This window comes from Trinickia sp. LjRoot230 (genome assembly GCF_964253315.1).
Lineage (GTDB): Bacteria > Pseudomonadota > Gammaproteobacteria > Burkholderiales > Burkholderiaceae > Trinickia.
The window spans coordinates 4,054,215-4,080,620 of record NZ_CAXUQX020000001.1 but is presented as its reverse complement, the minus strand read 5'-3'; the positions used below and the strand labels follow the sequence as shown (position 1 = coordinate 4,080,620).

Annotated in this window: 22 protein-coding genes and 1 tRNA gene; 15 read left to right on the top strand and 8 right to left on the bottom strand. The window is 63.3% G+C overall.

All coding sequences use genetic code 11. The annotated features are described in order from the left end of the window. Nucleotides 1-75: 75 nt before the first annotated feature. The 10 genes from rsmB (at nucleotide 76) to ACSQ20_RS18605 (ending at nucleotide 9,098) form a co-directional block, all read left to right on the top strand. Nucleotides 76-1,512, top strand: a complete 1,437-nt coding sequence (gene rsmB, locus ACSQ20_RS18650; RefSeq protein ID WP_436022558.1) for a 16S rRNA (cytosine(967)-C(5))-methyltransferase RsmB — start codon at nucleotides 76-78, stop codon at nucleotides 1,510-1,512. Then, the gene (locus ACSQ20_RS18645; RefSeq protein ID WP_436022556.1) at nucleotides 1,509-2,102 is read left to right on the top strand and encodes a DUF4390 domain-containing protein; all 594 of its coding nucleotides are present in this window, start codon (nucleotides 1,509-1,511) and stop codon (nucleotides 2,100-2,102) included. Before rsmB ends, ACSQ20_RS18645 begins: the two co-directional genes overlap by 4 nt. After that, complete coding sequence (locus tag ACSQ20_RS18640) at nucleotides 2,092-4,500, top strand: ATP-binding protein (RefSeq protein WP_436022554.1); 2,409 nt, start codon at nucleotides 2,092-2,094, stop codon at nucleotides 4,498-4,500. The genes ACSQ20_RS18645 and ACSQ20_RS18640 overlap by 11 nt, the downstream gene beginning before the upstream one ends. Then, nucleotides 4,501-5,187, top strand: a complete 687-nt coding sequence (gene esaR, locus ACSQ20_RS18635) for a response regulator transcription factor EsaR (protein ID WP_436022552.1) — start codon at nucleotides 4,501-4,503, stop codon at nucleotides 5,185-5,187. A 62-nt stretch (nucleotides 5,188-5,249) separates the two neighbouring features. Then, a tRNA-Phe gene (locus ACSQ20_RS18630) sits at nucleotides 5,250-5,325 on the top strand. A 174-nt stretch (nucleotides 5,326-5,499) separates the two neighbouring features. Continuing rightward, complete coding sequence (gene queC / locus ACSQ20_RS18625) at nucleotides 5,500-6,231, top strand: 7-cyano-7-deazaguanine synthase QueC (protein ID WP_436023222.1); 732 nt, start codon at nucleotides 5,500-5,502, stop codon at nucleotides 6,229-6,231. Nucleotides 6,232-6,292: 61 nt separating this feature from the next. Then, nucleotides 6,293-6,925, top strand: coding sequence for a 7-carboxy-7-deazaguanine synthase (gene queE, locus ACSQ20_RS18620; protein WP_436022550.1), 633 nt, complete (start codon nucleotides 6,293-6,295; stop codon nucleotides 6,923-6,925). 10 nt (nucleotides 6,926-6,935) lie between these two features. Then, the gene (queD, locus tag ACSQ20_RS18615) at nucleotides 6,936-7,382 is read left to right on the top strand and encodes a 6-carboxytetrahydropterin synthase QueD (protein WP_436023220.1); all 447 of its coding nucleotides are present in this window, start codon (nucleotides 6,936-6,938) and stop codon (nucleotides 7,380-7,382) included. Nucleotides 7,383-7,569: 187 nt separating this feature from the next. Then, nucleotides 7,570-8,352: an HpcH/HpaI aldolase family protein gene (locus tag ACSQ20_RS18610; protein WP_436022548.1), complete on the top strand. Its 783-nt coding sequence runs from the start codon at nucleotides 7,570-7,572 to the stop codon at nucleotides 8,350-8,352. Nucleotides 8,353-8,432: 80 nt separating this feature from the next. After that, nucleotides 8,433-9,098 (top strand): tetratricopeptide repeat protein, encoded by a 666-nt coding sequence (locus tag ACSQ20_RS18605; RefSeq protein WP_436023218.1) that lies wholly within the window; start codon nucleotides 8,433-8,435, stop codon nucleotides 9,096-9,098. Between the two features lie 25 nt (nucleotides 9,099-9,123). Here the strand turns inward: ACSQ20_RS18605 and rodA are convergent, their stop codons facing one another. The 5 genes from rodA to ACSQ20_RS18580 all read right to left on the bottom strand — a co-directional run bounded on the left by rodA (nucleotide 9,124) and on the right by ACSQ20_RS18580 (nucleotide 15,326). Then, complete coding sequence (rodA, locus tag ACSQ20_RS18600; RefSeq protein WP_436022546.1) at nucleotides 9,124-10,272, bottom strand: rod shape-determining protein RodA; 1,149 nt, start codon at nucleotides 10,270-10,272, stop codon at nucleotides 9,124-9,126. 15 nt (nucleotides 10,273-10,287) lie between these two features. Beyond that, nucleotides 10,288-12,594, bottom strand: a complete 2,307-nt coding sequence (gene mrdA, locus ACSQ20_RS18595; RefSeq protein WP_436022544.1) for a penicillin-binding protein 2 — start codon at nucleotides 12,592-12,594, stop codon at nucleotides 10,288-10,290. A gap of 18 nt (nucleotides 12,595-12,612) precedes the next feature. Beyond that, nucleotides 12,613-13,125 carry a rod shape-determining protein MreD gene (mreD, locus tag ACSQ20_RS18590; RefSeq protein ID WP_436022542.1) on the bottom strand — a complete coding sequence of 171 codons (513 nt, stop codon included), beginning with the start codon at nucleotides 13,123-13,125 and terminating at the stop codon, nucleotides 12,613-12,615. Then, nucleotides 13,122-14,162, bottom strand: a complete 1,041-nt coding sequence (gene mreC, locus ACSQ20_RS18585; RefSeq protein ID WP_436022540.1) for a rod shape-determining protein MreC — start codon at nucleotides 14,160-14,162, stop codon at nucleotides 13,122-13,124. The genes mreD and mreC overlap by 4 nt, the downstream gene beginning before the upstream one ends. Nucleotides 14,163-14,282: 120 nt before the next feature. Then, nucleotides 14,283-15,326 (bottom strand): rod shape-determining protein, encoded by a 1,044-nt coding sequence (locus ACSQ20_RS18580; RefSeq protein ID WP_017772379.1) that lies wholly within the window; start codon nucleotides 15,324-15,326, stop codon nucleotides 14,283-14,285. Nucleotides 15,327-15,712: 386 nt separating this feature from the next. On the opposite strand from ACSQ20_RS18580, the gene gatC reads away from it, so the two are divergent. The 5 genes from gatC to ACSQ20_RS18555 are packed head-to-tail and all read left to right on the top strand — an operon-like array spanning nucleotide 15,713 to nucleotide 20,639. Next, a complete protein-coding gene (gene gatC, locus ACSQ20_RS18575) occupies nucleotides 15,713-16,012 on the top strand; it encodes an Asp-tRNA(Asn)/Glu-tRNA(Gln) amidotransferase subunit GatC (RefSeq protein WP_436022536.1) in 300 nt (99 codons plus the stop codon). Between the two features lie 28 nt (nucleotides 16,013-16,040). Beyond that, nucleotides 16,041-17,528: an Asp-tRNA(Asn)/Glu-tRNA(Gln) amidotransferase subunit GatA gene (gatA, locus tag ACSQ20_RS18570; protein ID WP_436022534.1), complete on the top strand. Its 1,488-nt coding sequence runs from the start codon at nucleotides 16,041-16,043 to the stop codon at nucleotides 17,526-17,528. Further along, complete coding sequence (gatB, locus tag ACSQ20_RS18565) at nucleotides 17,525-19,000, top strand: Asp-tRNA(Asn)/Glu-tRNA(Gln) amidotransferase subunit GatB (protein WP_436022532.1); 1,476 nt, start codon at nucleotides 17,525-17,527, stop codon at nucleotides 18,998-19,000. The genes gatA and gatB overlap by 4 nt, the downstream gene beginning before the upstream one ends. A 4-nt stretch (nucleotides 19,001-19,004) precedes the next feature. Then, nucleotides 19,005-19,850, top strand: coding sequence for a PPK2 family polyphosphate kinase (locus tag ACSQ20_RS18560; protein ID WP_436022530.1), 846 nt, complete (start codon nucleotides 19,005-19,007; stop codon nucleotides 19,848-19,850). 12 nt (nucleotides 19,851-19,862) lie between these two features. Next, nucleotides 19,863-20,639, top strand: a complete 777-nt coding sequence (locus ACSQ20_RS18555) for an exodeoxyribonuclease III (RefSeq protein ID WP_436022528.1) — start codon at nucleotides 19,863-19,865, stop codon at nucleotides 20,637-20,639. 66 nt (nucleotides 20,640-20,705) lie between these two features. On the opposite strand, the gene ACSQ20_RS18550 is transcribed toward ACSQ20_RS18555, so the two are convergent. The 3 genes from ACSQ20_RS18550 to ACSQ20_RS18540 form a co-directional block, all read right to left on the bottom strand. Then, entirely contained in the window at nucleotides 20,706-22,361 is a 1,656-nt protein-coding gene (locus ACSQ20_RS18550) for a carboxylesterase/lipase family protein (protein WP_436022526.1), read from the bottom strand. A 58-nt stretch (nucleotides 22,362-22,419) separates the two neighbouring features. Next, nucleotides 22,420-24,150, bottom strand: a complete 1,731-nt coding sequence (locus ACSQ20_RS18545) for a carboxylesterase/lipase family protein (protein WP_436022524.1) — start codon at nucleotides 24,148-24,150, stop codon at nucleotides 22,420-22,422. A 458-nt stretch (nucleotides 24,151-24,608) separates the two neighbouring features. Then, the gene (locus ACSQ20_RS18540) at nucleotides 24,609-26,312 is read right to left on the bottom strand and encodes a carboxylesterase/lipase family protein (protein WP_436022522.1); all 1,704 of its coding nucleotides are present in this window, start codon (nucleotides 26,310-26,312) and stop codon (nucleotides 24,609-24,611) included. Nucleotides 26,313-26,406: the final 94 nt, after the last annotated feature.

The window sequence follows — 26,406 nt, the reverse complement described above, 5'->3', positions numbered from 1 at the left end:
TCGCGGTAAAATGCGCCGTTTATCTCGCGCGCCGCTCGATGCGGCGTGCCCGGTCGGCCCGCCTTGCCCGTTCCCATGACTCGACCTTCCTTAGCGCGCCGTCGTTCGGCGAAGCCGGCGGCTGGACGCGAAACACGTCTGCCGGTGTTGCCCCTCGTGCCCGATTCGCTTGGCTTCGCGCTTGACGCGGCGGCGCAAGCCGTTGCCGCCGTGCGTGCCGGCAACGCGTTGCCGGCTGCGCTCGCGGCAGTCCAGGCCGGCATGCCGGCGGCTGCCACGGCGTTGGCGCGCGGTGCTGTGCAAGACATCGCTTACCGCACGCTGCGCCGTCTAGGCACGGCCGATTGGCTCGTCGCCCATCTCGTGCGCAAGGCACCGCCGCCGCATATCGGTAATCTGCTGGCTTGTTCGTTCGCGTTGTTGATCGACGACCCGGAGCACGCCGCTTACGCTGCCCACACGGTCGTTGATCAGGCCGTCGACGCGATAGGCGCGCGACGCGATCTGGCGTTCGCCAAGGGGCTCGTCAATGCGGTGCTGCGGACGTTCTTACGCGAGCGCGAGGCGCTGCTCGAAGCGGCCGCGGCCGATCCCGTTGCGCGTTGGAATTACCCTCGATGGTGGATCGAAGCGGTCCGCCAAGCGTGGCCGGACGCGTGGGAGAGTGTGCTTGCGGCCGGCAACGAGGCTGGTCCGCTTACCTTGCGCGTGAATGCGCGCCTGGCCGCCGTCGATGCTTACTTGCAAACTTTGCGCGAGGCCGGCATCGAAGCCACGGCGGTCGGCGAGCATGCGGTCCGGCTTGCGGCGGCGATGCCTGTCGAGCGCATTCCCGGCTTCGCCGATGGCGTCGTCTCGGTTCAGGACGCCGGCGCGCAACTCGCCGCCGAGTGGCTGGGCGCGCGCGACGGCATGCGTGTGCTCGACGCATGCGCGGCTCCGGGCGGCAAGACCGGGCATGTTCTCGAATTGGCCGATGTAACGCTCGTCGCGCTCGAAAGCGATGCGATGCGCGCGCGGCGCATCGGCGAGAATCTCGCTCGACTGCATCTATCGGCCGAAGTGCGTATCGGCGACGCTGGCAGGCCCGACGAATGGCACGACGGCGTGCAGTTCGATCGCATTCTGGCCGACGTGCCCTGTACGGCCTCGGGCATCGTGCGGCGCCACCCCGATATCCGGTGGCTACGTCGGCCGAGCGACCTCGCGGCGCTCGCGGCCGAGCAGCAGCGAATTGTCGACGCGCTGTGGCCGCTGCTTGCACGCGGCGGCGAACTGCTTTATGTGACGTGCTCCATCTTCCCCGAGGAGGGCGAGGCCCAAGCCGCGCGGTTTGAACGCGCGCATGAAGATGCGGTACGATTGGACGCGCCCGGGCAGCTGGCGCCGGCTGCCGCCGGTGCGACGCACGCGGGGGCGGCTTTCGTATCGGCCGGAATGCGCGCCGCTCGGCGCATCGGGTCAGACATCGACCACGACGGTTTTTTCTACGCGCGCTTTCAGAAACGGTGACGATCAGCAAACGCTTTTTTCCGCTCCGGCTTATGGCCGTGCTCCTGATCGGGCTGGCCCTTTGCCTTGCCGCAGCGGCGCCGGCGCATGCCGATCCGATTTCCGTGCAGCGCGCGTCGCTGCAAGCGGACGGCTCCGGTTGGAATCTCGATGCGCGGTTCGATTTCGAACTCAACAGCAGTCTCGAGGATGCCGTGAACAAGGGCATTCCGCTTTACTTCACGACCGAGTTCGAACTCACGCGCGCCCGGTGGTACTGGTTCGACGCGCTGCCCGTGTCGATTTCGCAGACGTTGCGTTTGTCGTTTCAGCCGCTCACCCGGGAGTATCGCGTCTCGAGCGGCGGGCTGCAGCTCGGCTTCGCCTCGCTTGCCGACGCGCTTGCCGTGATCAAACATGTGAGCGCTTGGCACGTGATCGATCGCGCGCAGGTGCAGCCGGGCGAAACCTACACGGCGTCGGTGCGGATGCTGCTCGATACGGCGCTGATGCCGAAGCCGTTTCAGGTCGATGCGGTCAACAATCGCGACTGGGCGCTCGCCTCCGACTGGAAGCGCTTTACTTTTACGGTGACCGAACATGCTAAGTAGCGTGCGCCGTGCCACAAACATGAAGAGCATCGTGTTGCGCGTGCTCGTCTCGACGGTCGCCGTCACTGCGCTGTTGCTGCTTGTCTTGCTCGCCGCGGCGAGTGCGAACACCGAGTTTTTCGATCGCTACTACTCGTGGCTTTATGCGGCCAACATCGCGGTCGCGCTCGTCTTTTTGCTCGTTGTCGTGGCGCTCGTGGCGATGATCCTCGTGCGCTTGCGCAAAGGGAAATTCGGCACGCGGCTGCTTACAAAACTCGCCGTCTTCTTCGCGCTCGTGGGCGTCGTGCCCGGGGGCATCATCTACGTCGTTTCGTATCAGTTCGTCTCGCGCAGCATCGAATCGTGGTTCGACGTGAACGTCGAAACGGCGCTCACGTCGGGCCTCAATCTCGGCCGCGGCATGCTCGACGCGTCGCTTTCCGATTTGCAGACCAAGGCGCGGCTCATGTCCGAGCAACTGGCCAGCGCTGACCCCGCGAACACGACGATCACGCTGCTGCGCTTGCGCGATCAGTTCGGCGTGCAAGACGCGATGCTGCTCGAATCGGCGCGCGGCGTGGGTGCGTCCCCCGATCTGCACGTGGTCGCGCAGGCTTCGAGCAATATCGCCTCGCTGATGCCTGACGACATGCCGAGTGCGCTGATGATCGAGCAGGCGCGCCGGCGCGGCTTTGCGGGCGTGGAGGGCGAAATCGACGGCGACCCGCGGGCGAAAGGAAACAAGGGGACGCTGCGGCTGCGGGTGCTCGAGCGTGTGCCGAGCGCGAGCACATCGCTGTTGCAGCCGACCGAGCGTTTCTTGCAGCTGACGCAGCCGGTGTCGCCGACGCTCGCGCGCAATGCCGATGCCGTGCAGCGTGCTTATCGCGAGTATCAGGAGAAGTCGCTTGGGCGCACCGGGTTACGCAAGATGTATATCGGCACGTTGACGCTCGCGCTTTTTCTGGCGACGTTTATCGCGATGATGCTGGCGCTTGCGCTCGGCAACCAGCTTGCCCGGCCGCTCTTTTTGCTGGCGCAGGGCACCAAGGAGGTCGCCGAAGGCGACTACACGCCCAAACGCGAGATCAAGACGCGCGACGAGCTCGGCTTTCTGACGCAGTCGTTCAACGCGATGACGCGGCAGCTTTCGGAGGCACGTGCAGCGGTCGAACGCAACCGCGTCGCACTCGAGCATTCGAAAGCGTATCTCGAAAGCATTCTGGCGAATCTGACGGCGGGTGTGTTCGTGCTCGATCGGCAGTTCAGGCTCACCACGGCCAACCGCGGCGCGGAGCGAATCTTCCGGCAACCGTTCCAATCGATGCTCGGGGCGTCGCTCGAACATATCGGTGTCGTCGCCGAATTCGGCGCGATGGTGCGCAAGGCGTTCGCGGACCGCGAAGCGGCCAATATGGGCGGCCCGGACGACGGCCATTGGCAGCAGCAGTTCGCGGTGCCGGTGCCGGGCGAGACTGATCCGCTCACGCTGTTGGTTCGCGGCTCCCGGCTGATGTCGGCTGCAGCGAACAGCGACGCCGACGAAGCGCTGACAGCGGGCTATGTCGTCGTCTTCGACGATATTTCTGATGTCATTTCCGCCCAGCGTTCGGCTGCCTGGGGTGAGGTGGCGCGGCGGCTTGCGCACGAGATCAAGAATCCGCTGACACCCATTCAGTTGTCGGCCGAGCGGCTGCAAATGAAGCTGGCAGACAAACTTTCGCAACACGACGCCGACGTGCTCAGGCGCGGCGCGACCACGATCGTCAATCAGGTCGCGGCGATGAAGCAGATGGTCGACAATTTTCGCGATTACGCGCGCACGCCGCCGGCTGTGCTGGCGAATCTGCAGTTGAACGATCTCGTGACGGAAGTGCTGACGCTCTACGGCATCGAGGAAGGCAAAAGTTCGATCGTGGTGGACTTGCACGCGTTACCGGTCATACGGGGTGACGCGACGCAGTTGCGCCAGGTCATACACAATCTGCTGCAAAACGCGCAGGATGCGGTGGCTGACGTTGAAAATCCTCGTGTCGTGCTCGAAACCAAGACAGTAGAATATGGCGACCCGGACGCGCATGGCAAAGTGCATGTCGCGGTGCGCCTGACCGTATCGGACAACGGAGCGGGCTTCCCTGCGCGCATTCTGACGCGCGCATTCGAACCCTATGTCACAACCAAGGCGAAAGGAACGGGGCTCGGGCTTGCAACGGTCAAGAAGATCGTCGACGAGCATGGGGCACGCATCGACATTCGTAATCGCATGAAAGGCGAGACGATCGAAGGTGCACAAATCTCGATCTTGTTCCTGCAACTGGCAGACGATAGCGCCCCTCACGCAGCGGGGCATACGGCAACGCGCGGCAGCGCATCGCCGGGAACGACAAAAGCAATAGCGCAGACAAGGGCAGCATAAATGGCAACCATCCTGGTGGTAGACGACGAAATGGGTATTCGGGAGTTGCTCTCGGAGATCCTGAGCGACGAGGGACATGCCGTGGAGGTCGCGGAGAACGCGCAGCGTGCGCGCGAGTACCGCTTGAAACAGCCGCCCGATCTGGTGTTGCTCGATATCTGGATGCCCGACACTGACGGCGTGACGCTACTCAAGGAGTGGGCCGCTCAGGGGCTTTTGACGATGCCCGTCATCATGATGTCGGGCCATGCAACGATCGATACCGCTGTCGAGGCCACCAAGATCGGCGCGCTCAACTTCCTTGAAAAGCCGATCGCGCTGCAAAAGCTGCTCGCGGCTGTCGAGCACGGGCTCGCGCGAGGTAGCGCATTGCCTGTCGCCGCGGCCGCCGCGAAACCGATCGCGCCGGCGAACGCTGCTTCGGTAGCCGCGGCGGTCGCGTTGCCGATGCTCGCGGCCGATAATGTCGGCGGTGCCGCGCTCGCGACGCAGGCGGCGTCGATCTCGTTCGATATTCCGCTGCGCGATGCGCGCGACGCGTTCGAGCGCGCCTATTTCGAATATCACCTCGCTCGCGAAAACGGCAGCATGACGCGCGTGGCGGAAAAGACGGGGCTCGAGCGCACGCATCTTTATCGCAAGCTCAAGCAGCTCGGCGTGGATCTCGGCAAGAACAAGGGCGAATAAGCACGGCGCGCCAAAGGCACTTGAGGTCGACGGTAGTCTTTGCTACAATCTCGCTTCTTCGTGGCCCGGTAGCTCAGTTGGTAGAGCAGCGGATTGAAAATCCGCGTGTCGGTGGTTCGATTCCGCCCCAGGCCACCAGCAGTATCCAACCCCAAGAATCGCAAGGTTCTTGGGGTTTTTCTCTTGGCTGCGGATGCTGACGGGCAGTATAAGCGGCGCGCGGCCTGTCCCCTAAATGCCGGGCATATACTGCGGGCATGGCGCGTGGGCGCACGTCTTTCTCATCGCTCAGGAGTACTAACGGTGGTTCAGGTGGTTCAGCAAGACGCTCAGCGCGGTGCGCTGGTGCTGTTTTCGGGTGGTCAGGATTCGGCAACCTGCCTTGCCTGGGCGCTTGATCGCTACGAGAGCGTCGAGACGCTCGGCTTCGACTATGGTCAGCGTCACCGCATCGAACTCGAGTGCCGCGAAAGCGTGCGGGACAAGCTCGCGCAGGCATTCCCCGCGTGGGCCGGGCGTCTCGGCGACGACCACCTGATCGACCTGTCGGTGCTCGGCTCGATCAGCGATACCGCGATGACGCGCGAGATCGAAATCGAGACGGCGGCGAGCGGTTTGCCCAATACGTTTGTGCCCGGGCGCAATTTGATGTTCCTGACGATCGCGGCCGCGCTTGCCTACCGGCGCGGGCTGCGGGTGCTGGTCGGCGGCATGTGCGAGACGGACTTCTCAGGCTACCCCGATTGCCGCGACGATACGATGAAGGCGCTGCAAGTCGCGCTCAATCTGGGCATGGCGAGCCGCTTTGTGCTCGAGACGCCGCTGATGTGGCTCGACAAAGCCGATACCTGGCGCCTTGCCGAGACGTTGGGCGGCGCGGCGCTGGTCGAGTTGATCCGGGTCGAGACGCATACCTGCTATGTCGGCGAGCGCGCCGAACTGCACGCGTGGGGTTTCGGCTGCGGCGAATGCCCGGCCTGCCGCTTGCGCAAGCGTGGCTATGAAGCGTTTCGTGCGGGCGGCAAAGTCACGCAGCCGACGTAATCGCGCGACGAGCATTCGAACGCAGCAGAAACACGCCAACACGCAACGACGGAAAGATGTAATGACATACGCGGTCAAGGAAATCTTCTACACATTGCAGGGCGAGGGCGCGAATGCGGGCCGTCCTGCGGTGTTCTGCCGTTTCGCTGGCTGCAACCTTTGGTCCGGCCGGGAAGAAGACCGCGCGAGCGCCGTCTGCCGTTTTTGCGATACCGATTTTGTGGGCACCGACGGCGAAAACGGTGGCAAGTACCGCGATGCCGCTACACTCGTTGCGAAGGTTGCGTCGTTGTGGCCGGCGGGCGAAGCGCACCGGTTCATCGTCTGCACGGGCGGCGAGCCGATGCTGCAACTGGACGAGCCACTCGTGGACGCCTTGCACGATGCGGGCTTCGAGGTGGCGATCGAAACGAATGGCTCGCTGCCGGTGCCCGACTCGATCGACTGGATCTGCGTGAGCCCGAAAGCCAACGCGCCGCTCGTGGTAACGAAGGGCAATGAGCTGAAGGTGGTGATTCCGCAAGACAACCAACGTCTCGCCGACTATGCGTCGCTCGATTTCACCTATTTTCTCGTGCAGCCGATGGACGGGCCGGCGCGCGAGCTCAATACGCGGCTCGCCATCGATTGGTGCAAGCGCCACCCTAAATGGCGCTTGTCGATGCAAACCCACAAGTACCTGAATATTCCGTGACCCAGCCGTGCTGACGATTACCAGAAAACTCGAATTCGATGCGGGCCACCGCATTCCCGACCACCGCAGCCAATGCCGCAATTTGCACGGGCATCGCTATGTGCTCGAGATCACGCTGCAAGGCGACCTGGTGGAGACGGAAGGGGCGCCCGATCGCGGCATGGTGATGGATTTCGCCGACGTGAAGTCGCTGGCGATGGAGCGTCTCGTGACCCGCTGGGATCACGCGTTCATCGTGTACGCCGGCGACACGCAGGTCCGCACGTTTTTGGAATCGATGCCCGACCACAAGACGGTAGTGATCGATCGCGTGCCGACCGTCGAAAACCTGGCGGCTATTGCGTTCGAGACGCTCGCGCAAGTCTACGATGCGCATTACGGCGTCAATCTGCGGCTGGAGCGCGTGCGGCTCTATGAAACGCCGAATTGTTGGGCCGACTTCGTGCGGAACGCCTGATCCGCCGCTGCGGCATGCAGGAAAGGCGCTCCCTTGGCGCTTGATGTCACGGTATGATCGGACCGAGCCTGGCGAGGCGCGTCGCGCGTCGCCTGCGGCGAATTCGGGAGCGAAACATGCCGAGCATCGCATCGCATAAACCATTCGTCGGGCGTGCGCGCGCGGCGCTCGCGCAGGGAGCCCGGCGATGAGTGCGTTTTCCAATCCCCTCAAGGCGCGGTTCAAGGACACGGAGCCGCTTTACGGCTTGTGGCTTTCGCTTGCCAGCGCCAATGCGGCCGAAGCGCTCGCGCATGCCGGCTTCGACTGGCTTTGCGTCGACATGGAGCATGCGCCGAACGATACTGCCGAAGTGACGGCCCAATTGCGGGCGATTGCCGCGGCGCATCTGCCGAGCGAACCGGTCGTGCGCGTACCGGCGTGCGAACCTTGGCTCGTCAAGCGCGTGCTCGATGCGGGCGCACGCACGCTGATGTTTCCGAATATCGAATCTGCTGAGAGCGCCGCGCGAGCGGTGCGCCTCACGCGCTACCCACAAGCGGATTCTCCGGACGGGCTGCGCGGCGTGGCCGGGGTGGTGCGAGCCTCGGCGTTTGGGGCGCGGCGCGACTACCTGCAAGGCGCCAACGCGCAGATTGCGACGATCTTGCAGATCGAATCGGCGCGTGCGCTTGACGAGATCGATCTGATCGCGGCCACTCCCGGTGTCGACTGCCTGTTCGTTGGTCCGGCCGATCTTGCCGCGAGCCTCGGGCATCTTGGCGACGCCAAACACCCGGAAGTCGAGGCGGCGCTTGGGCGCGTGCTCGGGGCGGCCAGCCGCGCCGGTGTGGCTGCCGGCATTTTTGCGCTCGATGCGGCGAGCGCTCGCCAGTATCGCGACGCCGGCTTTCGCTTCATTTCACTGGCAGTCGATGTGGTATGGCTCGTGCGCGCGGCACGCGCAGCATTACAGGAGGCCCGATCATGAAAGTTGCGATGCGAACGGTGGCCCTATGGGGCGCCGCCGTGCTCGGCACCACGGTCCTGACAGCGTTGACGGCCGCGAGCATGGTGCACGCGCAAACGGCGGTGCAGCATGATGCAGAGAACACCGGCAATGCCACGACCGACGACGAAACGCAGGGTGCAGTGGCTGACTACAACGCCGGCAATTTCGATGGGGCGCTCAAGGCGTTTCGCGTCGCGGCCGAGCGTGGTAACCGGCTCGCACAATTCAATTACGCGATGATGCTGATCAACGGCGAAGGGGGGCCGGTCAATGCCGACGAAGGGCGCAAATGGTTGCGCAAGGCGGCCGATGCCAATATGTCGCATGCGCAATACGTGTTCGGCAAGATGTACGACGATGGCGAGTTCGTTGCGCGCGATGCGCGCGAGGCGCATCGGTGGTTCCTCAGAGCCGCGCGACAAGGGCACGTGCAAGCGGAGTTGGCGCTCGCCAATCAGTTTCTCGATGGGCGCGGCACCGCGCGCGACAACCGGCAGGCGTTTTACTGGTACGAGAAGGCTGCGAAAGCCGGCGACGCGACGGCGCAATACGTGGCAGGCTCGTTTTACGAGCGCGGAGGCGACGGCGTCACGCGCAACCTGAATATCGCGCGCGCCTACTACGCGGCGGCCGCCGCGCAGGGCGACCCGGCGGCGCGCCTCAAATTCAAGGAGCTCAGCTTGCAGTTGCAGCGCGAGGCGCCGGCTCAGCCTGTGTCGAAGTAAGGATATAACCGTCGCGAGCCGGGGTTCAGCTTTGCATCAGCCGTTTTTGGCGCCCGACGCTCATGATGAGGCCCATTGCGATGCCGAGCGTCGTCAGCGCCGTACCGCCGTAACTCATGAACGGAAGCGGCACGCCCACGACGGGCAGGATGCCGCTCACCATCCCGATGTTGACGAACGCATAGGTGAAAAACGCCATCGTCAACGAACCGGCCAGCAAGCGCCCGAAAAGCGTTGCGCCGTTGGCCGCAATAAACAGCCCGCGTGCGATCACGGCTGTGTAGAGCGCGAGCAGCACCAGTTCGCCGACGAGGCCAAACTCCTCCGAGAACACCGCGAAAATGAAGTCGGTGTGCTTCTCGGGGATGAAATCGAGGTGAGCCTGGGTGCCTTTGAGCCAGCCTTTGCCGAGTGGGCCCCCCGATCCGATGGCGATCACGGCTTGGATCGTATGAAACCCTTTGCCGAGCGGGTCCGAAGTCGGATCGAGCAGCGTGCAGATGCGGTGCTTCTGATAATCGTGCATCAGTGGCCACTGCACTTCGGGCTGGCAGATTTTATCTTGGAAGATGCCGATCGAACCGACCGCAATCACGACAGCCACGAGCACCGGCACGATCAGTTTGAACGAGAGGCCGGCGAAATAGATGACGAAAAGCCCCGCCGCAAAAACGAGCATCGCGGTGCCGAGATCAGGCTGTTTCGCGATGAGCGCGACGGGCAGCAATAGCAGCGCGAAACCCACTACAAAATCGAACCAGCGCAGGTTGCTCTCGCGCTTCTGGTAATACCAAGCCAGCATCAACGGTGTCGCGATCTTCAGAATCTCCGATGGCTGGATGACGATGCCGACGTTGATCCAGCGCTTTGCGCCCTTCTTCGTGATGCCGAACACAGCCACACCGACCAGCAACGCGATGCCGAACGTGTAAAGCGGCACGGCAAAGCGCATCAATGTCGTCGGCGGCACGTTCGCGAGTACCCACATCAGCAAGAAAGTGAGCACGATGTTGCGCATCTGGTCTTCGACGCGCCCCGGCACGTCGATGCTCGCGCTATACAGCGTCACGAGGCCGACGCATAACAGCAGAAAGACGGTCAGTGCCAGCGGACGGTCAAAGCCGATGAACATCTTCTTGATGCGCTCGGCCCATATGCGTTTGTCGGAGTTCATCGCTTTCTCCCTCCGTTAGTCGTCGCTGCCGGGCGCGGCCGGCGGAGTGGGTGTCGCGCCCGACGCGGGCTGCGTGCGGTGTTCGCGCGCCGGCGCCAGTGTGTCGGCAGCGGGGGCGGCGGGTGCCTTCGGCGCGGGCGCGCGACGTCCGTTCTTGACGATTGGCGGCGCTGATGCCGAAGCGGCCGGCGGACTAGCCGACGCAGCCGGAGCAGCTGTCGCAGGCTCGGGCGCCGAGGCTGCCGGGTCGGACGCCGCCGTCGCTGCGGAAGCGGGCAAAACAGGCAGCGGCAACGCCTTGAAACCGGGGGCGACCTTGACGGGAAGCGCGGCGCGTTGTGTCTCGGGCTGACCGATGATAGGCACCGACGCCTCTTGCGTGGCCGAGGCAGCCGTTGCCACGGCCGCCGCGAGCACCCCGGGCTTGCGGCGCTGCAGCAGGTAGTAATCGAGCACGCGCCGCACCATTGGCCCGGCCACGCTCGCGCCCCAGCCACCGTTTTCAACGATGACGGCGACGGCGATCTGAGGGTGATCGGCCGGTGCGAACGCGATAAAAAGCGAGTGATCGCGCAGCCGTTCCGCGAGCGCGCCGCCGCGATATTTTTGTCCTTGCAGCGAGAAGACCTGCGCGGTGCCGGTCTTGCCGCCGACCAGATAGGCCGCATCGCGAAAGGGTTGGTAGGCCGTGCCCGACGGGTTGCTCGTCACGTTGACCATCGCGCGCTTGACGAAGTCGAGATCGGCTTGCGTAACGGTTGTGATGCGTGCGCTTTCATGCGGCACGGTCAGCCGTGTTTGCTTCGTAATCGGGTTTTCGATCTCTTTGACGAGGTGCGGTCGCATCACGACGCCGTCGTTCGCGAGCGTTGCCGTCGCATGTGCGAGTTGCAGGATCGTGAACGAGTTATAGCCCTGGCCGATGCCAAGGCTGATGGTCTCGCCTTCGTACCAGCGCTGCTGCTCGGGTTTGCGATAGGCTTTTTTCTTCCAGTCGGTGGACGGCAGAATGCCGCGCGCCTCGCCCGCGATGTCGATGCCGGTGATCTGCCCGAAGCCCCATGGCTTCATGAAGTTGGCGATCGCATTGACGCCTAGATCGTGCGCGAGCATGTAGAAATAGGTGTCGTTCGACACCATGATCGCGCGATTCATGTCGATCCATCCCTGACCCTGCGGGACGTCATTGCGGAACGTATGGCCGCCGAACGTGTAAGAGCCCGGATCGTGAAATCCCCACTCGGGTGTGCGTTTTTTCAGCGCCAGCGCGGCCAGCGCCATGAACGGTTTATAGGTCGAGCCGGGCGGATAGGTGCCGTGCAACGGGCGGTTCAACAGCGGATGATCGGGCGAATTATTGAGCGCATCCCAGGTCGGTTGGTCGATGCCGTCGACGAACGAGTTCGGGTCGTAGCTCGGTGCCGAGACGAACGCAAGCACATCGCCCGTTGAAGGTTCGATGGCCACGAGCGCGCCGCGCTTGCCCGCAAACGCCTGCTCGGCCACTTCCTGCAGTCCGATATCGAGCGACAACACAAGATTGCTGCCCGAGGTGGCCTGCGTGCGCGAGAGCGTGCGAACCGGCCGTCCGCCGGCCGTGACCTCGACTTCCTCGAAGCCAGTGAGCCCGTGCAGCTCCGTCTCGTAGCTTTGCTCGACCCCGGTTTTGCCGAGGTAATCGGTGCCCTTGTAGTTGTTCGCGTCGATGCGCGGATCGTAGTGTTCGGGGTCGCTGTCGTTTTGCTCGCTGGCCGCGTCGATACGCTCCTGATCGCGCTGCGAAATGCGCCCGATATAGCCAATCACGTGCGCAGCGGTCGGGCCGAGCGGGTACTGGCGAAAGAGTCGAGCGCGCACATCGACGCCCGGAAAACGAAAGCGCTGTGCCGTAAAGCGTGCGACTTCCTCATCGGTGAGCCGGGTGCGGATCGGCAGGCTTTCGAAGTTTTTCGAGTCTTCGAGCAGTTTCTTGAAGCGCCGGCGATCGACGGCGTCGATGTTGACGACGCTGGCGAGCTTGTCGATCACGTTATCGAGCGAGTCGTCGAGCTTCGATGGCGTGATTTCGAGCGTGTAAGCCGAATAATTGCGCGCGAGCACCACGCCATTGCGATCGGTGATGATGCCGCGGTTCGGCACGATCGGCGCCACCGAAATGCGGTTTTCGTTCGCTTGCAGCGAGTATTTGCTGTAGTGCCAGACCTGCAGATAGAGAAAGCGCAGCACCAGCAGCCCGAAGCAGACGAGCACGAACAGCCCCGTCGCCGCGACGCGTACGCGAAACTGCGCGACTTGCTGTTGAGTGTTTTTGAATTCCGTCATGCGTGGCGCCTGGCGCGCTCAGATAGGCCGTGTGTCGTCGGGATCGGCTGGGCGCCGTTGCGGCATCAGCAGCAGCGTGCAGGCGAGCGGCCAAAGCGCCGCCTCGACGAAGCCATGCACGAGGTAACCCCAGCCCGGAAACGCCGCGCCGGTAAGCAGGCGCGTGATGAACGGCACGAGTTGCGCGATGACAAGCAACGGCGCCACGGCGAACACTTGCAGGCCGCGCGGCATCCAGAGCACGCGCCGATGGATCGTGATGGCGCCGTACGAGAGCAGCGTGTAAGCCAGCGCATGTTCGCCGAGCAGGCTCGCGTCGTGCACATCCATCAACAGCCCGAGAAAAAACGCGATGCCCATGCCGACTTTGCGCGGCTGGTGCACGTTCCAGAAAAGCAGGACCAGCGCGACGAAATCCGGCACGCCGATCAGCCGGCCCCAGGGCATCAGATTCAGCAGGAACGCCGCGGCCAAGCTGAACGCGATGAAGTAGGGATTCACCGGCAGCAGGATGTATTGCGGTCGGTTCATCGTGACGCTCCGTGCGCAGCGGCGGCTGCTTGCGGCTTCGCGCCTTGCGCTGCCGCGGGCTTTTCCTTGTCCGCCGCCTTGGCCGCCGCGCCCTTTTCGGCGGCTTTCTCGCCTTTTTGCGCTTTTTCCGCGTTCTTCGCCGCTTTTTTGCCTCGGCCATCCTTGGCGTTCGTCTCGGCCTGTGACTCAGGCCGTGGCGGCAAGTTGCTTTCGTAGTGCAGCACGAGTACATCGCGCGCGCCGCGCACGGCCGCAACCGGCACGCAGATCACGCGGGCGAAAGCGGTGTCGGCCTGCTTGTCGACGCGCATGACTTTGGCGACCGGCAGCCCCGGCGGATACACGCCATCGAGCCCGCTCGTGACCAATTCGTCGCCGGCGGTGATGTCGGCGCTGGTCGGCACAAAGCGCAATTCGAGCGCATTACCGGCCGGCGTGCCATAGACAACGCCGCGCAGCCCCGTGCGGACGATCTGCACCGGCACGGCTTGATCCTTGTCGGTCAGCAGCGTGACTTCCGATTGCATCGGAAACACGCGCGTCACCTGCCCGATCATGCCGTCCTCGCTCACGACGGGCGAGCCGTTTTGGATACCTTGCTGCGAGCCGCGGCCGATCACGACCTTCTGCGTAAAGGGATCGCGCATGTCGTACTGGACTTCGGCCGGTGTGGTTCGCGTGCCGGCGTTACGAGCGAGATCGAGCAGCGCGCGCAGGTGGGCATTTTCTGCCGCCAGCGATGCGTTGCGATGGGCCTCGAGCGAAAGCTGTAGATTTTGCGTCGTCAGCTTGCCGTTATCGCTGCGCAAGGTGGCCGTGGAGATGACGAAACCGGTGGCGCCGAGCGCGAGATCGCGCGGCACGAGCGCCGCGCGCTGCAACGGATAGAGGCCAACATCGAGCACGTCACGGACGATCTCGAGCGTTTTGAAACGCGCGTCCGAGACGAGCAGCACCAGCGCAAGTGCAACGAAGAAGATGAGCCGCGCGAGTGCGGAGGGGCCTTGCTTGAACAGAGGCGGCGGACTGTATTCCATGGTCGACGCCGAGGGCGTGATCGTCAGCGGGCTAGCGGGCTAGCGTGGCGCGCACGGCCGATTCCGGCGACGTTGCCGGATAGGCCGCACGACCCAGGTAGGCCCCGCCCGCGAGACACATCACTCGTACGAAAAGATACTACCGAGCTTGTCCATCCGCTCGAGCGCCATGCCCGAGCCGCGCACCACGCAGGTGAGCGGATCTTCCGCGACGAGCACGGGCAAGCCCGTTTCCTCGGCGAGCAGCCGGTCGAGATCGCGCAGCAGCGCACCGCCGCCCGTCAGCATCATGCCGCGCTCGGCGATATCGGCGCCGAGTTCGGGTGGCGTTTGCTCGAGTGCGATTTTGACCGACGAGACGATTTGGTTCAGCGGATCGGTCAGCGCTTCGAGGATTTCGTTGCTCGAAATGGTGAAGCTGCGCGGAATGCCTTCGGACAGATTTCGCCCTTTGACTTCCATTTCCTTGACTTCGGAGCCGGGAAACGCCGAGCCGATTTCCTTTTTGATGGCTTCGGCCGTTTGCTCGCCGATCAGCATGCCGTAGTTGCGGCGAATATAATTGACGATCGCTTCGTCGAATTTGTCGCCGCCGACGCGCACCGAGCCTTTATAAACGATGCCGCCCAGCGAGATCACGCCGACTTCCGTCGTGCCGCCGCCGATGTCGACGACCATCGAGCCCGTCGCTTCCGACACCGGCAGGCCCGCGCCGATTGCCGCGGCCATCGGTTCTTCGATCAGGTAGACCTGCGAGGCGCCCGCACCGTGCGCGGCTTCCTTGATGGCGCGGCGCTCGACCTGGGTCGAGCCGCACGGCACGCAGATGATGATGCGCGGCGATGGCGAAAACATCCGCGATTCGTGAGCCGTTTTGATGAACTGCTTGATCATCTGCTCGGTCACGGTGAAGTCGGCGATCACGCCGTCCTTCATCGGGCGAATGGCCTCGATGTTGCCCGGCACCTTGCCGAGCATCTGCTTGGCTTCGCGGCCGACGGCCTGAATCGTCTTCTTGCCGTTCGGCCCGCCTTCCTGGCGGATCGAGACAACGGACGGCTCGTCGAGGACGATGCCTTTGCCGCGCATGTAGATGAGGGTGTTGGCGGTGCCGAGATCGATCGCCAGATCGTTCGAGAAGTAGCTGCGCAAAAAGCCGAACATGAAATTCCTGTCTCGCCGGAAAGCCGGGCTTCGCCATCTTGGCGCCGCCGCGGCAGCGGAAAAAATAAAAGCTTCGGGATCGGTGTGGGCGGTGAGCCTTGACCGGCGCGCCGCCACCGCGAGCGCGAAGCTGCGATGAATTCGACCGGAGGCCGCAACATGCGCAGGCGGCGGCTTCAATTAGCGCCGAATGGCTGCGCAAGGGCAGTCCGGGTTTGGTTCGAACGCGTAATGATACCTTATAATTTCGACCTATTTGTAGTAAATGGACGGTCCTTTTTGCCGTTGCCGGCCTGCTCCTCAAGGGTCCGGCCCGAGTCGCTAACTCTCTGGCGCAGCACCGTTTTTCCGCGCTGCGCATGGCCCTTTTTTCTCCGGTGAGACGCATGGCTTTGACCTTGATCGATGTGAAACGCATCGCCCACCTCGCGCGGCTCGAATTGCCCGATGCCGACGCCGAGCACACGCTCGTGCAACTCAACGAGTTCTTCGGGCTCGTCGAACAGATGCAAGCGGTCGATACGGCCGGTGTTGCGCCGCTGGCGCACCCGATCGAGCAGATCGAGGATGTTGCGCTGCGCTTGCGCGAGGATGCCGTGACGGAAGCCGTCGATCGCGACGCCTGCCAGCGCGTCGCGCCCGCCGTGCAAGACGGGCTTTACCTTGTGCCGAAGGTGATCGAGTAACCGTCTTCAAGACAGGAACGAATCAGACATGCATGCCAAAAGTTTGACCGAGCTCGCGAGTGCGCTGGCGGCGAAGCAGATTTCCGCCGTCGAACTCGCGCAGCTTTACCTTGCCCGCATCGAGGCCGCGCGGGCGCTGAACGCCTTTATCGAGGTTGCGCCCGAGCGCACGCTCGAAGCCGCTCGTGCCGCCGATGCGCGTATTGCCGCCGGCGAGGCCGGCCCGCTGACCGGGGTGCCAGTCGCGCACAAGGATGTGTTCGTCACGCGCGGCTGGCATTCGAGCGCCGGCTCCAAAATGCTTGCCGGCTATGAAAGCCCGTTCGATGCGACCGTCGTCGAGCGGCTTGCGCGCGCCGGCATGGTGACGCTCGGCAAGACGAACATGGACGAATTCGCGATGGGTTCGTCCAACGAGAATTCGGCGTTCGGTGCGGTACGCAACCCGTGGGACACGCGCGCAGTGCCGGGCGGCTCTTCGGGCGGCTCCGCTGCCGCTGTCGCTGCCCGCTTGGCGCCGGCCGCCACGGCCACCGACACCGGCGGCTCGATTCGCCAGCCCGCATCGTTTTCGGGCGTGACCGGCATCAAGCCGACCTACGGCCGCGTGTCGCGCTACGGCATGATTGCTTTCGCTTCATCGCTGGACCAGGGTGGCCCGATGGCGCGCAGCGCCGCGGACTGCGCGCTGTTGCTCAACGCGATGGCCGGCTTCGACGAGCGCGATTCGACGAGCCTGACAAGGCCCGACGAAGACTTCACGCGCTATCTGGGCATGCCGTGGTCGGCGGACGCTGCCGCCGCCCAGCCGCTGGCCGGGCTACGCATCGGCTTGCCGAAGGAGTATTTCGGCGCGGGACTGGCCGATGCTGTGCGTGCCGCCGTCGACGCCGCGCTCAAGCAATACGAAGCGCTCGGCGCGACGCTGGTGCCGGTCTCGCTGCCGAAGACCGAGCTGTCGATTCCCGTTTATTACGTGATCGCGCCGGCCGAGGCATCGTCGAATCTCTCGCGTTTTGATGGCGTGCGTTACGGGCATCGCGCGGCTGAATATCGCGATCTGCTCGAAATGTACAAAAAGTCGCGGGCCGAAGGGTTTGGCCCCGAGGTCAAACGCCGTATTCTCGTCGGCACCTACGTGCTGTCACATGGCTACTACGACGCCTACTATCTGCAGGCACAGAAGATTCGCCGCATCATCGCGCAGGATTTTCAAGAGGCCTTTGCGCATTGCGATGTCATCATGGGGCCGGTCGCACCAACGGTTGCCTGGGATCTCGGCGCGAAGGGCGACGACCCGGTGCAGATGTATCTGGCCGATATCTATACGTTGTCGGTGAGTCTCGCGGGCCTGCCCGGCATGAGCGTGCCGTGCGGTTTCGGCGCCGGTGCGTCGGCGCGGCGTCCGGTGGGCTTGCAGATCATCGGCAATTACTTCAACGAAGCCCGGATGTTGCAGATCGCGGATCAATTCCAGCGCGCAACGGCTTGGCACCAACAAGCGCCGGAGGCATGACGATGCAATGGGAAGTCGTAATCGGTCTCGAGACCCATGCACAGCTCTCGACGGCTTCGAAGATTTTTTCGGGGGCCTCGACGCGTTTCGGCGCCGAGCCCAACACACAGGCTTGCGCCGTCGATCTCGCGCTGCCCGGCGTGTTGCCGGTGATGAACCGGGGCGCCGTTGAACGCGCGATTCGCCTCGGGTTGGCCATCGGCGCGACCATCGCGCCGCGCAGCATCTTTGCCCGCAAGAACTACTTCTACCCGGACCTGCCGAAGGGCTATCAGATCAGCCAGTACGAGATTCCGGTCGTGCAAGGCGGGCATGTCACCGTCCAAGTGCCCGCCAACGAAAAAGCTGGCACGGCCGCTTACGAGAAGACCGTTCAGCTCACGCGCGCGCACCTCGAAGAGGACGCCGGCAAGTCGTTGCACGAGGATTTCGCGGGCATGACGGGCATCGATCTGAACCGGGCCGGCACGCCGCTGCTCGAAATCGTGACCGAGCCCGACATGCGCAGCGCTGCCGAAGCCGTGGCTTACGCGAAGGCGCTCCACGCGCTCGTCGTATGGCTCGGCATCTGCGATGGCAATATGCAGGAAGGGTCGTTCCGGTGCGATGCGAACGTGTCGGTCCGTCCGCTCGGTCAGGCGAAATTCGGCACGCGCGCGGAAATCAAGAACCTGAACTCGTTTCGCTTTCTTGAAGAGGCCATCCATTACGAAGTGCGCCGTCAGATCGAGTTGATCGAAGACGGTGGCACGGTTGTGCAGGAAACGCGCCTTTACGATCCCGACAAGCGCGAGACGCGCTCGATGCGCAGCAAGGAAGACGCGCACGACTACCGCTATTTCCCCGATCCCGACCTGATGCCGCTCGTCATCGACGCCGCTTGGATCGAACGGGTGAAGCACGAGATGCCCGAATTGCCCGCCGCGATACAACAACGTCTGGTCGAGCAATATGGCCTCACGCCCTACGATGCGGCGGGGCTGACGTCGAGCAAGGCGATGGCCGGGTATTTCGAGGCCGTCATCGCGGCGGCGGGTGCGTCGCAAGCCAAGGCCGCGGCGAATTGGTTGATGGGCGAGGTGTCGTCGCAGCTGAACCGCGATGGGCTCGATATCGCGCAATGTCCGGTGTCTGCGCCGCAACTGGCGCTCGTGTTGCAACGCATTGCCGACGGCACGATCTCGAACAAAATTGCGAAGGATGTTTTCCTGGCGATGTGGGACGAGAAGGCCACCGACGAGGCTGCGGCGGACCGCATCATTGAAGCGAAGGGCTTGAAGCAGATTTCGGATACGGGCGCGCTCGAGGCCATCCTCGACGAAGTGCTGGCCGCCAACCCGAAGTCGGTGGAGGAGTACCGAGCGGGCAAGGAAAAGGCGTTCAACGCGTTGATTGGTCAGGCGATGAAGGCGACCAAGGGCAAGGCGAACCCGCAGCAGGTCAACGAGCTTTTGAAAAAGAAGCTTTCATAACAGCATGATCAAACGCGCGCAGTTGGACGATTTTCTTGTCCCGTTCGTCGATGAGGGCAACCGCAAGCGGGCTAAACGATTCGCGCTGCGCGACTCCGATGCCGGCGCGAAGCCGTTTTCGGCGGGCTCGAAGCAGGCTGATCGCGAGCGCCTTTCGGAATTCGCCGTGCGGCTCGACGAAATGCAGGAGCGGCTGCACGCGCAGCGGCGCGAGCGCGTGCTGCTGATCCTGCAGGGCATGGATACCAGCGGCAAGGACGGCACGATAAGGGCCGTGTTTCATGAAGTCGACCCGCTTGGCTTGCGCATTGCGTCGTTCAAAGCGCCGACGCTGAACGAAGCGGCGCACGATTTCCTTTGGCGCATTCACTCGCAGGCACCCGAAGCGGGCGAACTGACGATCTTCAATCGCAGCCACTACGAAGATGTGCTGGTGCCGCGTGTGCTCGGGCAGTTAAGCGATGAGGAGACAGCGCGCCGCTATTTCCACATCCGCCGTTTCGAGGAACTGCTGGCCGACTCGGGCACGGCCATTCTCAAATGTTTTCTGCATATTTCGAAGGACGAGCAGCGCGCCCGGCTGCAGTCGCGCATCGACGATCCAACGAAGCATTGGAAGTTCGATCTGGCGGATCTCGAGGCGCGCAGCCATTGGGACGCCTATCAGGCGGCCTATGGCCACGCGCTCGCGGCTACATCGACGCCCTGGGCGCCGTGGTACGTGATACCGGCCAATTCGAAGTCGCACCGCAACCTGATGGTGGCGGCGCTGTTGTTACGCGTCTTTGAGGGGCTAGCGCTGGAATATCCGCCTGCCAAGGAATCGTTGACCGGCATCACCATTGCTTGAGAAAGGAACACTATGCTGCGTGTGATTACGGCGAATCTGAACGGTATCCGTTCTGCCGCGAAGAAGGGGTTTTTCGAATGGTTTGGCACGCAGAACGCCGATGTGATCTGCGTGCAAGAGGTGAAATGCTCGCAGGAGGATATGACTCCAGAGTTTCTTGCGCCGCACGGGTTTACCGGTCATTTCCAGCACGCGGTCAAGAAGGGTTATAGCGGTGCGGGGGTTTATACACGTCATGAACCCGACGAAGTCATCATCGGTTTCGGCAGCAAGGAGTTCGACCCGGAAGGCCGCTACGTCGAGGCGCGTTTCGGTGAGTTGTCGGTCGTCTCGGTGTACGTGCCGTCCGGCTCGAGTGGTGACGAGCGCCAGCAAGCGAAATACCGGTTCATGGGCGAATTCATGCCGCATCTGGCCGCGTTGCGCAAGGAGCGCGAGGTCATTCTGTGCGGCGACGTCAACATCGTCCACAAGGAAATCGACATCAAGAACTGGAAAAGCAATCAGAAGAATTCCGGTTGTCTGCCCGACGAGCGCGCGTGGCTCACGCAGCTCTTCGACGAAGTGGGCTATGTCGATGTGTTCCGCACACTCGATGTGCGTCCTGAACAGTACACCTGGTGGAGCAACCGCGGACAAGCGTACGCGAAGAATGTCGGATGGCGGATCGACTATCAAATCGCCACGCCGGGTATCGCCGCCAAGGCCCGTGCCACGTCGATCTTTCGCGACATCAAGTTCAGCGACCATGCGCCGTTGACGATCGACTACGAGCACGACGTGAGGTGATCGCAACGGCACTGGGCTCGGCAGCACGTTGGCTGCCGAGCTGGCCTGTTGCTGTTGCTGCTGATGCTATCGATTCGCTGGCCCACTCGAGCGAGTGTTTTCGAAGTAGCGCTGCAAGAACGCGTGCCGCGGCCCCGTGTCGTCGATGTGCGTATGCGTTTGCGACCCGATGATTTGCCGAGTGAACCCAGTGCGCTCGGCACGCACGGCCGGCCAGTCCGGCAGCGTGCCCGGTTTCGCTCCGCTCGGCTGACCCGTCTTCACGAAGCTCGCCAAATAGCCCGAAAACACGCGTGATACTTCGCGATCATGCGCCGTCCAGTCATATTGCTGTCGCTTATCGAGGCTGCCCAACGCATATTCGATTTCGACGCTGTGTTCGGCACCAGGCACAGGTTGCTTGAGCGCGGCATCCCGCTTCGGCGGACGCGGGTGCGTGTAAAGGTAGTAGTAGACGGGTGCGTGTCCCGTTTGCCGATGCGCGTCCATCCATCGCCACGTGCTGTGACTGATGAAGAGATCGGAGGCGAGGGCGGTGGCCGAGCGCACGACCTCGTTCTCGTCGTTGCCAGGATAGAGATTCAACGCTTCGTTGCGCTGATCGCGGAACATCATCTGCACCGCGCTGCGCCAGTTTTCGGGAGTGGGTGCGGCTTTGGCGAGCACCGTGTCGGCATGACCTTCATGCGAATTGGCACCCACGAGCAGCGGCACCTGCGCTTGCTTGCCCGCACCGAAGACGGTCGCTGGGCTCTCCGTCAGAAAATATCCGTCGATGTACGGCCAAAACATCGAGGTGGCTGTGCCGTATGTCGACTCCGTGGCGGTAAGCAATGTACTGGCCGGCTGCGCGCGTAACTGCTGCAGCGATGCCGCGTTGGCCTTCGCCGCAAACCGCTCGGCCGCGCGTTCGGCTTGCGCGCGCGTCCACAATTGGAACGGCGAGAATGCTGCGCCGCTGGCGCCAAAGGCTCGTGCGAAAAGCCCGCGCGAAAGCGGCGACGCCATGTGAGCGCTGACCGAAATCGCGCCGGCCGAGTTGCCCCCAAGGGTGACCTGTTGCGGGTCACCGCCAAAGCGCGCGATGTTGTCTCGCACCCAGCGCAGTGCAGCCACCTGATCGAGCAAGCCGTAGTTGCCCGCGCTACCGTGCGGCGATTCCCGCGCGGCTTCGGGGAGCGCCAGAAAGCCGAACGCGCCTAGCCGGTAATTCAGCGTCACGACAACGATGCCTTGTGCGGCAAAGTTCGCGCCGTCGTAGCGATCCTCGGACCCGTCACCGAACACCAATCCGCCGCCATGGAGATACACGAGTACCGGTAGATTGTCGTCGCGCTTGTTCGCCGGCGCCCAGACATTCAGATAGAGACAGTCCTCGCTCATTTCGCTGGTGCGCGACGCCGGCCGCGAGGCCGCCGCCTGCATGCACCGTGGGCCAAAGCGCGTTGCGTCGCGCACGCCTGCCCAGCGGGCGACTGGCTGCGGTTCGCGCCAGCGTAGCGAGCCGGTCGGCGGTGCGGCGAAAGGAATGCCGCGGTAGACGTTCAAATCGCTCGCGCCTACGTGTTCTCGCTCCCCTTGAATGGCGCCGTCAAGCAGCTGTACGCGCGGCTCACTAAGCGTGTTCGCGGCCGAGGGCGACAGAAATAGCAGCGATGTCAGTAATGCCAAGCATGCCGGGATGGCATTGAACCGTCTGTCGCGTATTAAAGGATGTGTCATTGCGTTGCCTCCAGATTGGGTGGTTGCGGGCGGCTTACGCCGCGCCCGCGTTTTGCGTTTAGCGTTTCCGTTTGGTATCAATGGACTGAGACGGGGCGGCCGCTGTGTTGGCGAAGAACCGAGCCATGAATGCATGTCGAGCCGTATCGCTGACCCACGTCGTGCGTGCGCGCGAGCCGATCTCCTGTTGCGCCACGGCACCGCGCTGTTCGGTGACGGCGGGCCAAGGCGGCGCCGCGTTGCCGCGCTCGGCGTTGCCGAAGGCGGATTGCGCCGCCAACGCAGCATCGGGTGCCCCGTTGGGGGCGCCGGTTTTGACGAAGCGCTCGATATAGCGCGAAAAGGTCTTCGAGACGTCGTGGTCTTCGGCGGTCCACGCGTACTGTCGTTCGTGTCGCAAATTGCCGAGCGCGTAGGGGACATCGGCGCCATGCTCGGCGAGCGGCGTCCAGCCATGTCGTGGCGCCGTGCCGTTCGCGGGCTCGACCGTCGCCGGGCGCGGATGAACGTAGCGGTAGGCGTACACCGGTGCGGTTCCAGTCGAGCGATGCAGGTCCATCCAGCGCCGAATGCTGTGATTGACGAACAGATCGCCCGCGAGCTCGGTACCCGAGCGCATCACTTCCTCGGCCGTGCCGCCCGGGTAATGTGTCAGCGCTTCGTCCGCGTGAGCGCGGAATAGACGTTTTAACGCTGTGCGCCAATTTTCTGGAGTGGGAGGTTCGCCGTTGAGTACGAGATCGAAGTGCTGCTCGCGCGAATTAGCGCCCAACAACAGAGGTACCTTGGCTTGCGCGCCCGCACGGAAAACTGATTCGGGCGTGTCCGTCAGGAAGAATCCGTCGATGTGAGGCCAGAACGGATAAGCCGGCTTTCGTTGTGGCCCCGTCGCGTTCAAAATCTGCTCGGCGGACATGGCGCGCATCGCGTCGAGCGACGCGGCGCCGACATGCTGCGCGAACTCGTCGGCGGCTTGTTCGGCCTCGCTGCCGTGCCACAGTTCGACTGGAGCGAACGCGCCGCCGCTTGCGCCGATGGCGCGTGAAAAAAGACCACGTGAAAGCGGTGAAGCCATGTGAGCGCTGACGGAAATCGCACCGGCCGATGAGCCGCCAATCGTGATCTGCTCAGGCGCGCCGCCAAAGCGCGCGATGTTGTCCCGCACCCAGCGCAGCGCTGCTTGCTGATCGAGCAGCCCGTAATTGCCCGCGCTGGCGTGCGGCGACTCCCGCGCCGCGTCTCGATGGGCCAGGAAGCCGAATACGCCGAGACGGTAGTTAACGGTGACAACCACGATGCCGCGCGACGCAAGATGGCCGCCGTCGTAGCGCCCTTCGGAGGCATCTCCCGCGTCGAACCCGCCGCCGTGAAAGTAGACGAGCACAGGCAGCTTGGCGCGTTCGTCAGCAGCCGGCGTCCAGATGTTCAAGTAGAGGCAATCCTCGCTCATCGCGGTGGAGCGGAAGACTTGCTCGGGCGCCGACAATTGCATGCAGCGTGAGCCGAATTGCTTTGCCGCGCGCACGCCTGCCCACCGAGCCGTGGGTTGCGGCTCGCGCCAACGATACATGCCGGCGGGCGCGGCGGCATACGGCACGCCCAGGAAGACTCGCAGCGTTGCATCGCCCTGCTTTGCAGAGGCACCTTCGATGATGCCGTCGGGCAGTTCGACCTTCGGTGCCGACTGCTGTGCAACGGCCGTCGCGGGCAGCACCGATAAGCAGCAACACGCTATGGCCAACGATGCAGCGATCGCGGACGTTGCCGCGCCTTTGAACCCGTGTCTCATCTTGATGCCCTTATCCGTTCGACGCGGTGCTATTGCGTCATGTGTTGCAGGAGGGGCGATCATCGACTGCGCCGAATTTGAGAGAGTCTCTTTTGCGAAAATAGGACCGACGCACGGGTTCACGCGGCAACCCCGCGCAAACAAAGGGCGGATGGCGGTGATTTTTGCGACACGGTATCCAATAAATGACCGGGTTAATCAACCGCACAGGGCATGGCGTGGCATGGCATGGCACCGCGCTTGCGCAACGCCATATGTGTTCTGTCTTAGAGGCTGTTGCGAAATGCGTTAAACAGATGCTGTGGAGCGTTCCATATCGCCTAAATGGCCGTGGATATATCGCGCTGATAGATTGTGGAGGCGGTATCGAAATGCATGGTTCGACAAACTAGCGTCTTAATCGCTCGCGGCCCGTTGGCGACGCCCATGGCGTTTGAACCCAACGGGCCGCGGATCAGTTAGCGATACAAACCCGCCGTCAATGGAAAACGCGCTAGGTAATTCAGCCAAAACTGCTGTCGAGGCGCGCTGGCATCCCATATCGTTTTCGTCTCTTTGCCGATTGCCTGGCGCAAGAATCCGTCCCGTTCCTCGCGAACCGCCGGCCAGTCCGGTAACGCCTGCCCCGATTGCTGCATGACGTTGCCGGTGTCCGCCGTGTTGGGGTTGCCCGTCTTGATGAATTGCGTGATGTAAGTCGAGAAGATCCTCGATACTTCCCGATCATCGGGCTGCCACGCGTAGCGATGCGCATCCTCGAGGTTACCGAGGACGTATTCGATCTCCGCGCCTTGCACGGCACCCATCACCGGCAACGGCTCCGGCGTGCGCGCTCGTCGCTCGCCGGACGGCACCTCCGGCGGACGCGGGTGCGTGTAGAGGTAGTAATAGACGGGCGCGCCGCCGCTCGTGCGTCGATGCAAGTTCATCCACCGCCACATGCTGTGCCCGATTATGTGATCCGTCGCGAACGCGGTCGCCGAGCGCATGACCTCTTGTTCGTCCCGGCCTGGATAAAGTGCGAGCAATTCGTCGGTGAGTTCGAAGAACATTTCGTCCAATTCTTTGCGCCAGTTTTCGGGCGTGGGAGGGGCGAGCTTGAGGATGCTGCTGAAATGGCTCTCTTGCGAGTTGTTGCCCAGCAGCAGCGGCACGTGCGCTTGCGCGCCGGCGACAAAAATCGACTCAGGCATGCCCGGCAGAAAATATCCGTCGATGTTCGGCCAAAATGAAAACGTGTTCGCTTTGTCGGGAGACGTGGCTTGCAGCAGACGCTCGGCGGATACGGCACGCAGCTCGCTAAGCGTCGTGGTCACGAGATGGCCGCCGAACTTGGTCGCCGTTTCTTCGGCGAAGTCTTTCGGCCAGAAGTTCACCGGTTTGAACGCGCTGCCGCTTTCACCAATGGCCCGCGCGAAGAGCCCGCGCGACAACGGGGAGGCCATATGCGCGCTGACGGCCACCGAGCCGGCCAACTGGCCGGCGATCGTCACCTGATCGGGGTCGCCGCCGAATAATGCGATGTTCTCCCGCACCCAGCGCAGCGCGGCGTGCTGATCGAGGAAACCATAGTTGCCGGCCGCGCCCTGCGGGGATTCGCGGGCCGCATCCTGATGCGCGAGAAAGCCGAATACCCCGAGGCGGGAATTGAGCGTCACCGTAACCATGCCGCGCGCGGCCAGGTTCGCGCCATCGTAGCGCGGCTCTGAGCCGTCGCCCGTCTCGAAGCGCCCGCCGTGGAAATAGACGAGCACAGGCAGCTTGGCGCGTTCGTCCGCAGCCGGCGTCCAGACGTTCAAGTAAAGGCAATCTTCGCTCATTTCCCGTGAACGGAACGTCAACTCGTCATCGGACGGCTGCATGCAGCGAGGCCCGAACTGAGCCGCGTGGCGCACGCCTGCCCAGCGCGCCACCGGCTGCGGTTCGCGCCAGCGGAACTCGCCCGTCGGCGGCGCCGCGTAAGGAATGCCGCGAAATACACGCAGGGTCGTTTGTGCAACGCGCTCGCTCGTCCCTTTAATGACACCGTGCGGCAATTTAACCTTGAACACCGGCTGCTGCTGCTCTTCGCCCGCATTGGAAACGGCGCACCTCAGCAATACGGCGACCATCAAGGCCGCCTTGACCACCGCTCGCGACCTGGCGTCTAACGTCAATTTCATCGTTGCCTCTTTGTTTTCGAGAGGCGCCAATGATCCAGCTCTTGCAATATGAGATGAGTTATTTCGAAAGAATCGGACCGAATAACGGTGCGGG

Excerpts from the sequence above, each read along its gene's own strand:
- ACSQ20_RS18555 (WP_436022528.1), top strand. The coding sequence starts at position 19,863 with ATGCTGCGTGTGATTACGGCGAATCTGAACGGTATCCGTTCTGCCGCG.
- gatC (WP_436022536.1), top strand. The coding sequence starts at position 15,713 with ATGGCTTTGACCTTGATCGATGTGAAACGCATCGCCCACCTCGCGCGG.
- ACSQ20_RS18610 (WP_436022548.1), top strand. The coding sequence starts at position 7,570 with ATGAGTGCGTTTTCCAATCCCCTCAAGGCGCGGTTCAAGGACACGGAG.
- ACSQ20_RS18560 (WP_436022530.1), top strand. The coding sequence starts at position 19,005 with ATGATCAAACGCGCGCAGTTGGACGATTTTCTTGTCCCGTTCGTCGAT.
- rodA (WP_436022546.1), bottom strand. The coding sequence starts at position 10,272 with ATGAACTCCGACAAACGCATATGGGCCGAGCGCATCAAGAAGATGTTC.
- rsmB (WP_436022558.1), top strand. The coding sequence starts at position 76 with ATGACTCGACCTTCCTTAGCGCGCCGTCGTTCGGCGAAGCCGGCGGCT.
- ACSQ20_RS18580 (WP_017772379.1), bottom strand. The coding sequence starts at position 15,326 with ATGTTCGGCTTTTTGCGCAGCTACTTCTCGAACGATCTGGCGATCGAT.
- esaR (WP_436022552.1), top strand. The coding sequence starts at position 4,501 with ATGGCAACCATCCTGGTGGTAGACGACGAAATGGGTATTCGGGAGTTG.
- ACSQ20_RS18540 (WP_436022522.1), bottom strand. The coding sequence starts at position 26,312 with ATGAAATTGACGTTAGACGCCAGGTCGCGAGCGGTGGTCAAGGCGGCC.
- queE (WP_436022550.1), top strand. The coding sequence starts at position 6,293 with ATGACATACGCGGTCAAGGAAATCTTCTACACATTGCAGGGCGAGGGC.
- ACSQ20_RS18550 (WP_436022526.1), bottom strand. The coding sequence starts at position 22,361 with ATGACACATCCTTTAATACGCGACAGACGGTTCAATGCCATCCCGGCA.
- mreD (WP_436022542.1), bottom strand. The coding sequence starts at position 13,125 with ATGAACCGACCGCAATACATCCTGCTGCCGGTGAATCCCTACTTCATC.
- mreC (WP_436022540.1), bottom strand. The coding sequence starts at position 14,162 with ATGGAATACAGTCCGCCGCCTCTGTTCAAGCAAGGCCCCTCCGCACTC.
- ACSQ20_RS18605 (WP_436023218.1), top strand. The coding sequence starts at position 8,433 with ATGGTGCACGCGCAAACGGCGGTGCAGCATGATGCAGAGAACACCGGC.
- ACSQ20_RS18640 (WP_436022554.1), top strand. The coding sequence starts at position 2,092 with ATGCTAAGTAGCGTGCGCCGTGCCACAAACATGAAGAGCATCGTGTTG.
- mrdA (WP_436022544.1), bottom strand. The coding sequence starts at position 12,594 with ATGACGGAATTCAAAAACACTCAACAGCAAGTCGCGCAGTTTCGCGTA.
- ACSQ20_RS18545 (WP_436022524.1), bottom strand. The coding sequence starts at position 24,150 with ATGAGACACGGGTTCAAAGGCGCGGCAACGTCCGCGATCGCTGCATCG.
- gatA (WP_436022534.1), top strand. The coding sequence starts at position 16,041 with ATGCATGCCAAAAGTTTGACCGAGCTCGCGAGTGCGCTGGCGGCGAAG.
- gatB (WP_436022532.1), top strand. The coding sequence starts at position 17,525 with ATGACGATGCAATGGGAAGTCGTAATCGGTCTCGAGACCCATGCACAG.